The sequence below is a fragment of the Curtobacterium sp. MCSS17_005 genome (genome assembly GCF_003234225.2).
GTDB classification, from domain to species: Bacteria; Actinomycetota; Actinomycetes; order Actinomycetales; family Microbacteriaceae; genus Curtobacterium; species Curtobacterium flaccumfaciens.
This window is the reverse complement of sequence record NZ_CP126258.1, coordinates 240,276-255,059: the sequence shown is the minus strand read 5'-3', so window position 1 is coordinate 255,059 and position 14,784 is coordinate 240,276. Positions and strand designations below refer to the sequence as shown.

The 14,784-nt window shown below is 71.0% G+C and carries 11 protein-coding genes; 4 read left to right on the top strand and 7 right to left on the bottom strand.

What is annotated here, in order from left to right:
- Positions 1-341 precede the first annotated feature (341 nt).
- Together DEJ20_RS01265 and DEJ20_RS01260 are read right to left on the bottom strand one after the other, a co-directional pair.
- The gene (locus DEJ20_RS01265) at positions 342-2,474 is read right to left on the bottom strand and encodes an Ig-like domain repeat protein (protein ID WP_111236203.1); all 2,133 of its coding nucleotides are present in this window, start codon (positions 2,472-2,474) and stop codon (positions 342-344) included.
- A 136-nt stretch (positions 2,475-2,610) separates the two neighbouring features.
- Complete coding sequence (locus tag DEJ20_RS01260; RefSeq protein WP_111236204.1) at positions 2,611-3,897, bottom strand: HupE/UreJ family protein; 1,287 nt, start codon at positions 3,895-3,897, stop codon at positions 2,611-2,613.
- A gap of 122 nt (positions 3,898-4,019) precedes the next feature.
- Here DEJ20_RS01260 and DEJ20_RS01255 point away from each other — a divergent pair, with 122 nt between their 5' ends.
- The gene (locus DEJ20_RS01255) at positions 4,020-4,733 is read left to right on the top strand and encodes a type 1 periplasmic-binding domain-containing protein (protein WP_111236205.1); all 714 of its coding nucleotides are present in this window, start codon (positions 4,020-4,022) and stop codon (positions 4,731-4,733) included.
- A 15-nt stretch (positions 4,734-4,748) separates the two neighbouring features.
- Here the strand turns inward: DEJ20_RS01255 and DEJ20_RS01250 are convergent, their stop codons facing one another.
- The 5 genes from DEJ20_RS01250 to DEJ20_RS01230 all read right to left on the bottom strand — a co-directional run bounded on the left by DEJ20_RS01250 (position 4,749) and on the right by DEJ20_RS01230 (position 11,085).
- Positions 4,749-5,672 carry an ROK family protein gene (locus DEJ20_RS01250; RefSeq protein ID WP_111236206.1) on the bottom strand — a complete coding sequence of 308 codons (924 nt, stop codon included), beginning with the start codon at positions 5,670-5,672 and terminating at the stop codon, positions 4,749-4,751.
- A complete protein-coding gene (locus tag DEJ20_RS01245) occupies positions 5,669-7,354 on the bottom strand; it encodes a dipeptide ABC transporter ATP-binding protein (RefSeq protein ID WP_111236207.1) in 1,686 nt (561 codons plus the stop codon). Before DEJ20_RS01245 ends, DEJ20_RS01250 begins: the two co-directional genes overlap by 4 nt.
- Complete coding sequence (locus tag DEJ20_RS01240; protein ID WP_111236208.1) at positions 7,354-8,247, bottom strand: ABC transporter permease; 894 nt, start codon at positions 8,245-8,247, stop codon at positions 7,354-7,356. Before DEJ20_RS01240 ends, DEJ20_RS01245 begins: the two co-directional genes overlap by 1 nt.
- Complete coding sequence (locus DEJ20_RS01235; RefSeq protein WP_027467218.1) at positions 8,244-9,203, bottom strand: ABC transporter permease; 960 nt, start codon at positions 9,201-9,203, stop codon at positions 8,244-8,246. Before DEJ20_RS01235 ends, DEJ20_RS01240 begins: the two co-directional genes overlap by 4 nt.
- A gap of 88 nt (positions 9,204-9,291) precedes the next feature.
- Positions 9,292-11,085: a peptide ABC transporter substrate-binding protein gene (locus tag DEJ20_RS01230; protein ID WP_111236209.1), complete on the bottom strand. Its 1,794-nt coding sequence runs from the start codon at positions 11,083-11,085 to the stop codon at positions 9,292-9,294.
- 227 nt (positions 11,086-11,312) lie between these two features.
- Between DEJ20_RS01230 and DEJ20_RS01225 the strand changes: the two genes are divergently transcribed.
- From DEJ20_RS01225 to DEJ20_RS01215, 3 genes are read left to right on the top strand one after another with little or no spacing between them, the layout of a single operon-like run.
- Positions 11,313-12,497, top strand: a complete 1,185-nt coding sequence (locus tag DEJ20_RS01225; protein WP_083404204.1) for an ROK family protein — start codon at positions 11,313-11,315, stop codon at positions 12,495-12,497.
- Positions 12,490-14,034, top strand: a complete 1,545-nt coding sequence (locus tag DEJ20_RS01220) for a M81 family metallopeptidase (RefSeq protein ID WP_111236210.1) — start codon at positions 12,490-12,492, stop codon at positions 14,032-14,034. The genes DEJ20_RS01225 and DEJ20_RS01220 overlap by 8 nt, the downstream gene beginning before the upstream one ends.
- Positions 14,031-14,768, top strand: coding sequence for a copper homeostasis protein CutC (locus DEJ20_RS01215; RefSeq protein ID WP_111236211.1), 738 nt, complete (start codon positions 14,031-14,033; stop codon positions 14,766-14,768). Before DEJ20_RS01220 ends, DEJ20_RS01215 begins: the two co-directional genes overlap by 4 nt.
- Positions 14,769-14,784: the final 16 nt, after the last annotated feature.

Below are 14,784 nucleotides of genomic sequence, written 5' to 3'. Positions count from 1 at the left end.
CATGGTCCGACCGCTTCCTGCAAGGAGAGGCGGGGTGACGTCGGCGACGAGCGCGCATTCTCGGTGGCTCGAAGTATGCGCTTCTGCACAGCGTCCGCCTAGCAATGTCTGAACATTCGCTCAAAGCCTGGCAGTTGACCTGCCCCACTGGACGATCCCGGCCTGGGGGCGCATGCTCACCACAGGTTGACCAGTCGCTCTCACCAGCGGACGGGTAGGGAGTTCGGGTCTCCCGTCAGCCGGTGCGGCGCCGGTCCCGGGTAGGACCGGTCGCCCACCCCCGGACCACACGGCGAAGGGCCCCGCGATCGAGATCGCGGGGCCCTTGCTGGTGCCGGTTGCTACTTGATGACGACCGTGATGGTCGGGCTGGTGCTCGTGGTGAGCTCCGAGGTCCCGGCGAAGACGGCGTGCAGGTTGTGCGCGCCCTTCTTCAGCGCGAGCTTCGACGTGACCACGCCGTCCTCCACCGTGACGGTGGCGAGGCGCTTCGAGCCCTGGTAGATCCGGGCGGTGCCGTCGACGCTGAAGCCGGTGGCCTTCACCTGGACGGTCGCCTTGCCGCCGCTGTACTTGATGGCGGTGCGCGACGGGGCCTTCTCGACGGTGACCGTCATGGCCTTCGCCGTCTTCGAGCTCGTTCCCGAGTACACCGGGTCCGCGTTGACGAACGAGGCCGTGATCGCGTGCTTGCCGATGGCGAGCGTGCTCGGCAGCGTCATGCTGGCCGCGCCGTTCTTGACCGGGGCGGTGCCGAGGACCTTGCTGCCGTCCTTGAACGTCACCGTGCCCTGCTGGGTGCCGATGCCACCGGTGATGGTCGCGGTGACCTTGGCCGGCTTGGCGGTGCGGTAGGTCTGCTCGGCGGCCGATGCGGTGAGCGTCGTGGTGGTCGTCGGCAGCGTGGCGTGCAGGTTGAACTTGTCGACCGTCGAACCGATCGCCGCCGGGTCGGCCGTGGCCGTCGGCTGGAGGGTCACACCGCAGCTGTCGACCTTGCCGTGCTGCACCGCCGAGTTGAGCGTGGTGCAGTCGCTGGCGCGGATGTTCTCGACGGCGAGCTTGTCGTCGGTGACCGAGACCTTCACGAAGGTGCGGACGTGCTCCTGGTTCTCGACCGAGTTGGCGAAGTGACGCTGACCGGTGGGGTCGAGCGGGTCCGCGCCGTAGCCCTGGGTGGCGTCCGGGGTGGTGAGGTCGTAGTACTTCGAGCCGGAGGCCGAGTTCGCCGTCATGTAGATGACGCCGCCGGGGCCGGAGAAGACCTCGGGAGCAGCGGGCTGCTCGTTGACGTTGGCCTTCTTGCCGTTCTTGATCGCGTAGCTGCGCGAGTAGGAGTGGTCGTGGCCCTGCAGGACGAGGTCGACACCCATGTCCGAGAACGAACGCGTGAAGTCGAACCGGCGCTGCTGGTTGTCACGGTCGTTCGCGTGGTCGGCCGGCGAGTAGATCGAGTGGTGGTAGACCAACGTGGTCCACTTCGCGTCGTCGCCGTAGCGGTTGATGACGTCGCGCACGTAGTTCACGTGGGCAGCGTCCGAACCGGCCGCGTACGCGTTCGAGTTGATGTCGATGAACAGGACGCCCTTGTACATGTACCAGTAGTCGCCACCCGAGTTCGCGGTCGTGTTGCCGCCCGGGTAGAAGTCCGGCACCTTGAGGGAGTTCGGCACCTGGTTGTGCTGCTCGTAGGCCTTGCCGCCCACGTCGTGGTTGCCGATGGTGGAGGCCCACGGGTAGCGCTTCAGCACGTCGCTGCTGTCCGCGAACGCGCCCCACTCGTACTCGTTGTTGGCGTGCTCGACCTGGTCACCACCGGAGACCAGGAGCTCGGCGTCCGGCTCGGTCGACGTGGCGTACTTGAGCGTGTCCGCCCAGCCGGCACCGTCGTCGTCCGTGAAGCCGGACGAACCGATCTGCGGGTCACCGAAGAACAGGAAGTCGAAGTCGCCGGAGAAGCTCTTCGTGGTGAAGGTGTACGACGCGGACCAGGCCGAGCCGTCCGCCGCACCGACGTGGTACGTGTACGACGTGTTCGGCTCGAGGGCCGAGATCGTCGCGTGGGCGTTGATGTAGCCCGACTCGGCGGCGATGCCCGGGATGCTCTTGGTGTTCGAGTCGGTCGCGCTCGTGTCGGGTGCGGTGTTCGCGGCCTCCGAGGCGGCGACCGTCTGCTTGGCGTCGGTGAAGACGCCGTCCGTCATGGACGCGGTCTTCTGGATCTCGAGCGACTGCGCGACGTTCGTGGGGAAGTACCACGAGGCGATGCGCTGGCTCTCGGTCGCGCCGACGCCGAGCAGGATGTGGATCGGGCCACCGGTCGAGATGTTGGTGGTGGGGGTGTTCGTCGCAGCGGTGGCGGCGCTCGTGCCGACCATCGAGGCACCGGCGATGAGCGCGGCCCCGAGGACGGCTCCGCAGACGCGGAGGGTGGTGGTTCTGCGCCGGGTAGTGGCGCCGGACAGGAGACTCATGTTGGTCCGTTTCTCAGACGTGGGATGGTGCAGCACGGAAGACTCTGCATGCACTGCAAAACGTCTTGGTAAACGCTGAGTGACGGTTCGTCGCTGTTCAGGAACGAACGCGACTCGTCAGCAGGTCCGTGGAGCGTCAGCCCGCCGCGAGCCGCTCGACGAACCAGATCATCCCCATCACGAACACGCCGGCGGTCACGGCGCCCGTCACCCAGAGCGACACCCGGTGCGCCTTCCGCCGCAGCAGTGAGAGCGGCGGGAAGACGATGACGATGATCGCGAGCTGCACGGCCTCGATGCCGACGTTGAAGATGAGGAGCGAGACGAGCAGCTGCCACGAGAACGCCTCGTGGATGCCCAGCGCCCCGGCGAACCCGAGCCCGTGGATGAGCCCGAACGCGAAGACGACGGCCAGGCGGGTCCACCCGGCACGGTCGAGCGAGAAGTGTCCGTGCTCGCCGACCACCAGCTCGTCGGCCCGCGATCGACGACGCCAGAGCCGCCACAGGTACCAGCCGGCCACCGCGGCGATCGACAGGGCGATGAGCGGCTCGACGACGATCGCGGGCGGGCTGACCACACCGAGGGCGGCGAGGATGAACGTGATCGAGTGGGCGATCGTGAACGCGGACGCCGTGTAGACGACCTCGCGCAGGCGACGCGACCCGGCGATGAGCGCCACGAGGAACAGGATGTGGTCGATCCCGGTCAGCAGGTGTTCGGCGCCGAGACGGAAGAACTCCCAGAAGCGCTCACCCGCCGACTGCTCGGTCGAGAACGTGCGCTGCGAGGCGTCGAGGGTGGCCGAACCCGTCCGGTCGTCGACGTCGTAGGTGACGATCGTCTTGGTGTCGCGCACGAAGGTCTCGTCGTCGGGGAAGAGCTCCGACGACACCACGTGCCCGGACTGCGTCTCCGACGGTTCCGGGCAGGTGAAGTCCGCGGTCACGTGGGCGTACGGCACCTCGTCCTGCAGGTCGACGGTGACGGTGTCGTCGAGCGTGCCCGTGCAGGCCTGCCCGCCGGCTCCGGTCACCCGGAACCGGTCGAACACGTACTTCCCGATCGCGTCGGTGTGCGCCTCGGCAGCCGTCACCATCCCCGGGAAGTCCCCGTCGTCCCAGGCCTGCTGCCCCTGCTCGTGCAGCGCGTCGTCGTGCTCGCTCGTGGCCACCGAGACGAGCATCAGGTCGTACTCGAGCCCGAGCTTCGCCTGCACGACCGTCGGCTTCGTGGACGTGACGTCGGCGTAGACCACCGAGCTGAAGCCGTGCGCCGACGCGGGTGTCGCCCCCGCGAGCACTCCGACCACGACCACCCCGAGCAGCACGAGCGCGGCGACGACCCGCGCGACGAGCGCGAACAGGGGGAAGGAGCGGACAGGGCGGGCGCGCAGGAGCGCGGCGGTGGTTCCGGAGGGCACGCGCAGACGATCCGGCTCGGAGACGACCGGCAGGTGAACAACCGGTGACCAGCAACGGGACGGGTGTTGGACAGGTTCCCCGACCGGCCCGGGGCAGTCGTCGGGCGTGCTTGCATGGTGCCGTGATCCGCCCCGCCACCCGGACGACCTCCCTGTTGACCGCCGTCGCCCTCGCCGCGGCCGGCACTGCCCTGCTGGCCGGCTGCTCCGGGGCGTCGGACGGCGCCACCGGTACCGGCCCGAGGGCGACCGCGTCGGCGCACGCCTCGGCCGGGGTCCTGGGCACCGGGTTCTCCGACCCCGACCAGCCGCCGGCGCCCGAGGCCACGATCCACCCCGAGCCAGGTTCGTGGTCCGGGGTGCACGCCCCCGCCGACTACGACGTCGTGCTGCTCTCCGACGCGGGTGACGCCGCCGACGCTCCGACCCGGACCCTGCTCGACGCCGTCGAGTCGTGGGCCGCGGACGAGGACGTCACCGTCACCCCGGTCTCGGCGAAGGGCCCCGACGACCGGATCGCCGCGGTCCTGCGCGCCGTCGACGCCGAGCCCGACCTGGTCATCACCGTCGGCAACCACATGGTCGACCCGCTCGCGGCCATCTCACCGACCGCCCTCCACCAGCAGTTCCTGGTCGTCGGTGCCGAGATCGCCGAGCCGACGTCGAACGTCACGGCGGCGGACTGGACGGGCGGCGGGTTCCGCGGCGAGGGCCTCGGCCCGTCGAGCCACTACGACCCGGAGACCTTCACCGAGGACCGCGCGGCCCGCGGCCTGCGCGCCGGGCTCGCCGCCGTGCTCCACGACCTGCGCGGCATCGTCGTCTGGGTCCCCTGACCGGGCGCTCCCCCGCTACGCGGTCTCCGGCTCCAGCACGCGCGCTCGCACCTGCGCCGCCGCGCCGAGTGCGACGGCGTCGGGCCCGAGCGTCGACTGCGCGAGCCGGATCGTCGCCCCGCTGACCGGCGGTTCCGCGGCGATCGCCGCCGTGATGGCCGGTTCGAGCAGGTCCCAGGACCGTGCGATCCCGCCGCCGATCAGGACGGTCGTGACGTCGAGGATCCCCGCGGTCAGCAGTGCGGCACGGGCCAGACCCCACCCTGCGGTGGCGAAGACGGCGGCCGCGTCGGCGTCCCCGCCGCGTGCGGCGACGGCGACGTCCCGCGCCGAGAGCATCCGCCCGGAGCGTTCGGCGTAGCGGTCGGCGATGCCGCGCGCACCCGCGATGGTCTCCAGGTGCCCGGTCTGCCCGCAGGTGCACCGGGCATCGCCGAAGCCGGGGACGTGGCCGATCTCACCGGCGGCACCGCGCGGGCCGGCGAAGAGCCGTCCGTCGAGCACGAGCGCGCCGCCGACGCCGGTGCCGAGGGTCATCCCGAGCACGTCGGACTCCCCCACGACCGCGCCGGTGGCGATCTCGCCGAGCAGGAACGCGTTCACGTCGTTGTCGAGGGTCGCGGGGACGCCGAGGGCGTCCGTCACCGCGCGGGTCACGCCGTACCCGGCCCAACCGGTGAACGAGTTGCCCGTGACCAGGACGGTCCCCGTGGTCCGGTCGACGACGCCGGCGGCGCCCACCCCGACACCCGCCAAGGAGGCCCGGTGCGTCTCGAGCAGACCCGTCACGGCCCCGAGTGCGGCCGTCACGATCGCCGCCCCGCCCGCGTGGGCGGGCGTCGGCAGGTCGAGGCGGTCGATGACCTCGAGGTCGGGCGTGGTCAGGACGACCTTCGTGTTCGTGCCGCCGACGTCGACCCCGGCCAGGACCCGGGTCACGCGGTCACCGCCGCGAGCGAGGCGAGGCGCTCCGTCCGACGCTGCCGTTGCAGCACGGGGTCGGGCACCGGCACCGCGGCGAGCAGACGCCGGGTGTAGTCGGTGGTGGGGTGCAGCAGCGTCGTGCCGGTGGTGCCCTGCTCCTCGACGACGCCCTGGCGCATCACGACGACGCGCTCGGCGAAGTGCTGCACGACGGCCAGGTCGTGCGAGACGAACAGGCACGCGAAGCCGAGGTCGTCCTGCAGCTCGCCGAGGACCTCGAGCACGGTCTCCTGCACGCTGACGTCGAGTGCCGAGGTGGGTTCATCGGCGACGAGCAACCGCGGTTCGAGCACCAGCGCCCGGGCGAGGGAGACCCGCTGGCGCTGCCCGCCGGAGAGCTCGCGCGGGGCCCGCGAGGCCAGGGTCCGCGGCAGCCGGACGGCGTCGAGCACCTCGTCGATGCGCCGACGACGATCGGCCGAGGACATCCCGCGACGGTGCACGGCGAGGGGTTCCGCGATGCACTCGGCCACCGACATCCGGGCGTCGAGGGACGCCACCGGGTCCTGCAGCACGACGCCGATGCCGGAGCGGAGGGCACGACGGTCACGGCCCTTCGCGGTCCGCAGGTCCTGCCCGAACAGCGACACCGTGCCGGACGTCGGCTTGATGAGCCCGAGCGCCACCCGGGCCGCGGTCGACTTGCCGGAGCCGGACTCGCCGACCAGGCCGACGGTCTCACCGGCGTGCACCGCGATGTCGATGCCCGCGAGCGCGTGGACGGCGCGCGCCCCGCGCCCGAAGGTCACCGAGACGTCCCGCAGGTCAACCACCGGGGCCGCACCGGGCCTCCCGGCCGTCTCGGTCTCCGCGTCGGCGACGGGAGCCGGCGGACGGTCGCCCGCCACGTCGAGCCGCGGCACCGCGGCGAGCAGCCGCTTGGTGTACTCGTGCTCCGGGCGGAGCAGGACGTCCTCGACCCCGCCGGTCTCGACGATCTCGCCCTGGAGCATGACCGCGACCCGGTCGGCGAAGTCCGCGACGACCCCCATGTTGTGCGTGACGAGCAGCACGCCGGTGCCGGTCTCGACGGCGAGCGCGCGGAGGAGCTCGAGGATCTCGGCCTGCACGGTCACGTCGAGGGCGGTGGTCGGCTCGTCGGCGATGAGCAGCTTCGGCGCGTTCGCGATCGCCATCGCGATGACCACGCGCTGGCGCTGCCCGCCCGACAGCTGGAACGGGAACGACCGGGTGCGCGACTCGGGGTCGGGGATGCCGACGCGGCGGAGCAGGTCGACGGCCTCGGCTGCGGCGGCGGAGGCGGAGACGTCGCGGTGGTTCCGGATCACCTCGGCGATCTGCGCACCGACGCGGGTGAGCGGGTCGAGGGCGGTCGCGGGCTCCTGGAAGACCATCGAGACGGTCGAGCCGCGCAAGGCCCGGAGCGCGGGTTCGGGGGCGCCGACGACCTCGTGTCCGGCGACGACGGCGCTGCCCGATGCTGTCGCGTTGCCGGAGAGCAGGCCCATCGCGGCGAGGGCGACGGTGGACTTGCCGGAGCCGGACTCGCCGACCAGGGCGAGGGTCTCGCCGGGAGCGACCGACAGGGACACCCCCCGCACGGCGTCGACGGTGCCGGACTCGGTGCTGAAGGAGACGCCGAGGTCGGTCGTCCGCAGGATCGGTTCGGTCGTCATCAGCGGCCCCGTACGTCGAAGGCGTCCCGCAGTCCGTCGCCCACCGCGTTGAACGCGCAGACGACCAGGATCACGGCCAGACCCGGCGGCACGATGAGCCACCAGCGTCCGGAGTAGGCGGCGGTGAGGCCCGCCGAGAGCATGCCGCCCCAGTCCGTCGCGGGCGGCTGCACGCCGAGCCCGAGGTACGAGACGTAGGCGACCAGCAGGATCGCGTCGGCGACCTGGAACGTCGCCGCGACGACGATCGTCGACACCGAGTTCGGCAGCAGGTGCTTGCCGATCGCGCGTGCGTGCGAGCCGCCGATCGCGCGCAGCGTCAGCACGTAGTCGCGGTTCTTGAGCGTCAGGGTCTCGGCGCGGATCAGGCGGGACGGCACGAGCCACGACACCAGGCCGAGGATGACGATGAGGCCGCCCACTCCGGGGTTCGTGATCGCCGAGATGACGAGCAGGATGAACAGGGCCGGGATCGCGATGCCGGCGTCGACGATTCGCATCATCAGGGCGTCGACCCAGCCGCCGACGTACCCGGCGACGGAACCCCACAGCGTGCCGACGACGGTGGCCAGGACCCCGGCGGCGATGCCCACCATCAGGGAGACCTTGCCGCCGTACATCAGGCGGCCGAGGACGTCGTGGCCGACGGCGTCGGTGCCGAGCCAGTGCGCGGCGCTCGGGCCCTGGTTGGCCTGCTCGAGCAGCGTGTGGGTCTGGTCGGTCGGGTACACGAACGGGCCGACGAAGCAGAACAGCACGATGACGACGATCAGTGCGAGGCCGATCACGGCGAGGGTGTTGCCCCGGAATCGTCGGGCGGCGAGCCGGAACCCGGTGGCCGCGACGGTGACGGGGGCGCCCGGGGCTTCGGGGGCCATCTGGACGGCGGTCATGCGCGGCTCGCCTTCACTCTGGGATCGATGAGGGACTGTGCGACGTCGGCGAGCAGGGTGCCGATGACGGTCGCGATGGAGATGACGAGCACGCAGCCGAGCAGCGTCGGGTAGTCGGAGGACTGTGCGGCGTTCCAGAACAGCAGGCCCATGCCGGGGTAGTTGAACAGCTGCTCGGTCACCAACGCCCCGCCGAACAGCACCGGTAGGTAGTACCCGAGCATCGCGACGACCGGGGTCAGCGAGTTCCGGAACACGTGCCGACGCAGGATCGTCGCGGTCGAGGCGCCGCCGGCACGGGCGGTGCGGACGTAGTCCTCCTGCAGGTTCTCGAGCGTCGAGGCGCGCATGTACCGACTGAACACCGCGATCATCGCGAGGGCTCCGGTCACCACGGGCAGCACGAGTCCGGCGGGGTCCTGGAACACCTCGGCCAGGGTGGTGCCGCTCGGTGCCTGGGACGGCAGCCACGGCAGCTGCTGGCTGAAGACGATGATCAGGACGAGGCCGAGGAAGAACGCGGGCGTCGAGTAGAAGACGAACGCCAGGGCGGTGGCGGCGTAGTCGACCGCACCGTTGCGGCGGGCCGCCTGGAGCATCCCGACCGGGATCGCGACGACGAGTCCGAGCACCGCGGAGATGCCGGTGAGCACGAGGGTCTTCGGCAGGCGCTCGGCGATGAGCTGCGAGACCGGCTCGTTGAGCGTGTACGAGGTGCCGAGGTCGCCGGTGAGCAGGCGACCGAGGAACCGCAGGTACTGCACGGGCAGCGGCTGGTCGAGCCCCTGCGCCTGGTTGAACTGGGCGATCTGCGTGGGGGTCGCGGAGACGCCGAGCACGCCGCGGGCGGGGCCGCCGGGCAGCGCGTGCAGCAGGCAGAACACCACGACGGTGACGATGAGGATCACCGCGAGCGCCTGCAGGACGCGCCTGGTGAGGTAGAGAGCTGTGGTCATTCGGCTTCCGATGGTCGGATTGGAGACGTGAGCCGGGGAGGAGGCGCGGTGCGCGTCGGACGTGCACCGCGCCTCCAGGGTCGGTTTCCTACTCGGTCCACTTCCACTGGGCCGGGTGGAAGTTGGCGAGCGAGTCCTGGTCGAACCCGGACAGGCCCTTCTTGACGACCGAGATCTGGTAGTCGGGGCTCGGCAGCCAGATCACCGGCAGGTCCTTCGCGACCGCGGCGCTGTAGTCCTGCACGGCGGTGGCGTCGGTCGAGGTGGTGGTCGCGTCGATCAGGGAGTCGACCTCCTTGTTGGAGTAGCTGCCGAAGTTCGCCGAGCCGCCGGTCTGGAACAGCGACTCACCGGTCGGGTAGGCCGGGAAGTACCAGCTGCCCGCGGTGCCGAAGAACGACAGGTCCCAGTCGCAGCTGGCCTCGTCCGAGGTGCAGGTCGGGGTCTGTGACAGCACGCTCGACACCGGCGCGGTCTTGATGGTGAAGTCGATGCCGGTCTTCGCGAGCGAGGACTGGATCGCGCTCATCATGTTGTCGGTCACGGTCGAACCGGACTGCGACAGCACCTGCATCGAGAACTTCGTGCCCTGCTCGACGCCCTCGCCGCACTGGCTGGCGGACGTGCCCGGGTCGGTGCAGACCATCGTGCCGCCCTGCTCCTTCCAACCGTGGCTGGTCAGCAGGTCCTTGGCCTTCGAGGTGCTGAACGGGTACGGGTTCGACTTCTGCACGTCGGAGACGTAGTCGGACTCCTGTGCCTGCGGGATCGGGCCGTAGGTCGAGGTGGCGGTGCCGTTGAAGACGACCTTCGACAGCGAGGTCTGGTCGATCGACATCTGGACGGCCTGGCGGGCGTACAGCTGCTTGAAGACGGCGCCCATGTCGGGGTTGTTGAAGTTGTACGGCATGTACGTGATGGCCCAGCCGGTCCAGGGCTCCACGGAGTAGCCCTTCGCCGTGAACGCGGACTTCTGGTCCATGTCGGTGGCGTTGATGTACCCGTAGTCGACCTCGCCCGAGCGGACGGCGTTCACCTCGGCGTCGGCCGTGGTGAAGGGGACCAGGTTCACCGTCGTGATCGACGGCTTCTCACCACCGTCGTACTTCTTGTTCGCCGTCAGGGTGACCTTGCCGGCCGTGGTGAAGGTCTTGACGCCGTACGGGCCGGAGATGGTCTTCCACAGGTCGTCGGTGGCGTAGTCGGAGATCTTGCCGGCGGCGGTGTTGAGGTACTTCCACACCTGCTTCGCGCCGGCGGTGGTCTCGTCGGCGTCGGTCACCTTCGCGGTCGCGCTGGTCTTGTCCCAGGCGTGCTGGGGCAGCGGGATGATGTGGCTCAGCTGGTTGGCGAGCATCCAGTCCGAGTTGTAGGCCTTGTCGAACGTGATGGTGAAGTGCGTGTCGTCGACGGCCTTGAACGACGTCCAGTTGTCCGGCGCCTTGCCCTTGGAGTAGGAGCCCCACTGGTCCTTGTTCGCCTTGATCAGGTTGAACCAGAACCCGACGTCGCGGCTCGTGATCGCCTCGCCGTCCGACCAGTGCCGGTCGCCGAGCGTCATGGTGACGCTCTTGCCGTCGTCGGCGAACTCCGCGTCGGTGGCGACGGAGCCGGCCTTGTTCCACGCGATCTTGCCGGTGGAGCCGTCGTACGCGACGAGCGGCTCGTACAGCGACTGGGCGATGGAGCCGTTGTTCGTGTTGAGGTGCGCGGCGGTGCCGATCGGCAGGATCCAGTTCGGCGTGAAGTTGGCGGGGAGCGCGTAGTCGATCTCGTCGGTCGATCCCTGCGAGGCGTTGCCGCCTCCGGAACAGCCGGCGAGCAGCGCGCTCACGGCGATCGCAGCTCCGGTGAGGAGCGCCCAGCGACGGGGCTTGGACATGCGGTGTCTCCTTGTGCGAGGGACTTCGGGGAGGTGGAGCACGGGTGCCGAGCGGCACGAGGACAGTCAAGGACCAAAGCGATTGGAAAAACAAACATCTCGATGTAAAAACTGCGTTACTGCGGAACGGACGAAAGGGTGGACCGCTCGATCCGCCCCGTAGGCTCGCGGCAGAACGGACCACCGACCGGTGTTCCGCTCCCGTTCCGCCCGGATTGGAGAAAGTCGTGGCCGATCTCAGCGCCCGCGTCCTCGAGCTCGTCGCCTCGGGGCAGGCCGCCAGCCGGACCGAGATCGCGAAGGTGCTCGGAGCCGCCCCGTCGACCGTCTCGCACGTCGTCGGCCAGCTCCTGGAGCACGGGATCCTCGCCGAGGAAGGCACGGACGTCTCGACCGGCGGTCGCCCCCGCAAGGTGCTCCGCATCGGCGGCGTCGACGAGTACGCGGTCGCCGCGGACGTCGGTGGCGGGCACGCGCGCATCGGCGTGGTCCTGCCGGGAGGCGCGCTCGAGTCGGTCGCGAACGTCCCGTTCGCGCTCTCCGACGGTCCGACCGCCGGGCTCCAGCGCCTGGCCGCGCTGCTCGAGCGGCTCGCCGACGACCGTGGTCGCGAAGGGCTGCGGGGCGTCGGGCTCAGCCTGCCCGGGCCCGTCGACGTCGTCGCCGGGGTCGTGGACCTGCCGAGCCGGATGCCGGGGTGGAACGGGTTCCCCGTGGCCGCGTGGCTGAGCGACCGGTTCGGGCTGCCGGCGATCGTCGACAACGACGCGAACTGCATGGCGGCGGGTGAGCAGACCGTGCAGGATCCCGCTCGACGCCAGACCATCACGATCAAGGCCGGCTCGGCGATCGGCGCGGGCATCGTCATCGACGGTCGGCTCTACCGCGGGTCGACCGGTGCGGCCGGGGACATCACGCACGTGCGGATCGACGCCGCCGGGGACACCCCGTGCTCGTGCGGCAACACCGGATGCCTGGAGACGGTGGCGTCCGGGGCCGCCCTGGTCCGGATCCTGTCGAACGCCGGGGTCGACGTCGCCTCGACCGCCGACGTCGTCCGGCTCGCCTCGGACGCACACCCCGAGGCCACCCGTGCCGTGCGGATGGCGGGCAAGTACCTGGGCGAGGTGCTCGCCGCCAACGTGAACTTCTTCAACCCGGACGCCGTGTACCTGGGCGGCATCCTGTCGACCCTCGACCCGTTCATCGCCGCCGTGCGGAGCCAGCTCTACGAGAGCTGCCACCCGCTGATGACCCAGCACCTGGCCATCGAGCCGGTGTCACTCGGCGCCGATGCCGGGCTCGTCGGCGCCGGGCAGTTCGCGCTGCAGCGGGGCCTCGCCGCCTCGCTCGAGGAGCTCTCCGCACCCATCCCCCAGTCCACCACCAGGAACAGGAGCGTCCGTGTCTGAGACCGGTCCCGTCACCCCAGCCGTCCCCGCCGCCGACCGTCCGGTCATCGCGATCGCCGGGCTCGCCATCGAGACCTCGACGTTCACGCCGACCCGGACGCACGCCCCGGCGTTCCACCCGGACCGCGGCGACGAGGCCGTCGCCCGGTACCCGTTCCTGGCGACCATGGCCGACCGGGCGGACTTCCGCGGGGCGCTCATCGGGCACGCGCTGCCCGGCGGGATCGTCGACCGGGCGTCGTACGAAGCGCTGGCCGACGAGATCATCGAGCGGCTGGGTGCGATGGGTCCGGTCGACGGGCTCTGGTACGACATCCACGGCGCGATGGTGGTCGAGGGGCTCGACGACGCCGAGACGGACCTGCTCGGCCGCATCCGCGCGGTCGTCGGCCCAGACGTCATCGTGTCCGCCTCGATGGACCTGCACGGCAACGTCACGCGCGAGCTCGCCCACCGGGTCGACCTCGTCACCTGCTACCGGATGGCCCCGCACGAGGACACCCTCGAGACGAAGGAGCGTGCCGTCCGGAACCTCGTCGACGTGCTCACCGAACGACCCGTCGGTGCGCAACGACCCGTGAAGGCCTGGATCCCGATCCCCGTCCTGCTGCCCGGCGAGCAGACCTCGACCCGTCTCGAGCCGGCGAAGTCCCTGTACGCGCAGGTCCCGCTCGTCGAGCAGACCGAGGGCGTGCTCGACGCCGCGATCTGGGTCGGGTACGCCTGGGCCGACCAGCCCCGCGACCAGGCCGTCACCGTCGTCACCGGGTGGGACGAGGTCGCCGTCGCCGCCGGTGCCGAGCGGCTCGCCCGGGCGTTCTGGGACGTCCGCGAGGACTTCGTGTTCGTCGCCCCCACCGGCACGTTCGAGGAGTGCCTCGACGCCGCGCTCGCCCCGGGCGCCGCGAAGCCGTACTTCGTCTCGGACTCGGGTGACAACCCCACGGCCGGCGGCTCCGGGGACATGACCTGGGGCCTGACGCAGGTGCTCGCCCGCCCGGAGTTCCAGGACCCGTCCGGTCCGACCGTCATCTACGCGAGCGTGCCCGGACCGGCCGCGGTCGCCGCGGCGGTGGACGCCGGCGTCGGTGCGACGATCACCGTGACCGCCGGTGCCGAGGTCGACCACGTGCACGCGGGCCCGATCACGATGACCGGCCGGGTGCACGCGATCAAGCACGGTGACCGTGACGCCGAGACCGAGGTCGTGCTGCAGGTCGGCAGCGTCTTCGCGATCCTGACGAAGCTGCGGAAGCCGTACCACCACGAGCACGACTTCACCGACCTCGACCTGGCGCCGCGGCAGGCGGACGTGGTCATCGTGAAGATCGGGTACCTCGAACCGGAGCTGTTCGACATGTCCGCCGACTGGATGCTCGCGCTCACCCCGGGCGGTGTCGACCAGGACCTGCTGCGCCTCGGGCACCACAGGATCGAGCGGCCGATGTTCCCCTACGATCGAGTGTTCCCGACGGCACCGGACCTCCGCGCCCGCATCGTCCCCGCCTCCAACGAACCGCTCGGAGCCCCTGCATGAGCACCACCGCCGCACTCGAGATCGCCGTGACCTCTCCGGCTGGTGCGATCACCGCGCGGGACGGCGGCGCCGACCGCGTCGAACTCTGCGTCGGGCTCGAGCTCGGCGGGCTCACCCCGTCGCAGGCACTGGTCGAGACGACCCACGAGACCGGGATCCCGGCGCACGCGCTGGTCCGCTGCCGCCCGGGCGGGTTCGTGCACTCCCCCGACGAGGTCGAGCTCATGGTGCGCGAGGTCCGCACGGTCCTGCGCTCCGGGGCCGCCGGTGTCGTGGTCGGTGCCCTGCGCCCCGACCGGACCCTGGACGAGGACGCCCTCCGCCGCTTCGTGGACGCCGCCCGCTCGGTCAGCGCCACCGCCGAGGTCACCCTGCACCGCGCGATCGACCACGCGACCGACCCCGTCGCCGCTGCCGGGTCGCTCGCGGCGCTCGGGTTCACCCGCGTCCTGACCTCGGGTGCCGCCCCCACCGCGGTCGCCGGTGCCGAGACGATCGCGCGCATGGTCGAGGCCGCCGGGCCCGTGCAGGTGATGGCCGGCGCCGGGGTCACCCCCGCCGACGTCCGCGCGCTGCTCACCACCGGTGCCGCCGCCGTGCACCTGTCGGCAAAGCGTCCGGCCGCGGACAGCACGCACGCCGGGGTGCCGATGGGCGCCGGGGACGACGGCTCGGCGCACTTCGTCACCGACGCCGAGGTCGTCGCGGCCGCACGGCGCGCGCTCGACGCCTGACCCGCTCGCCGTCACA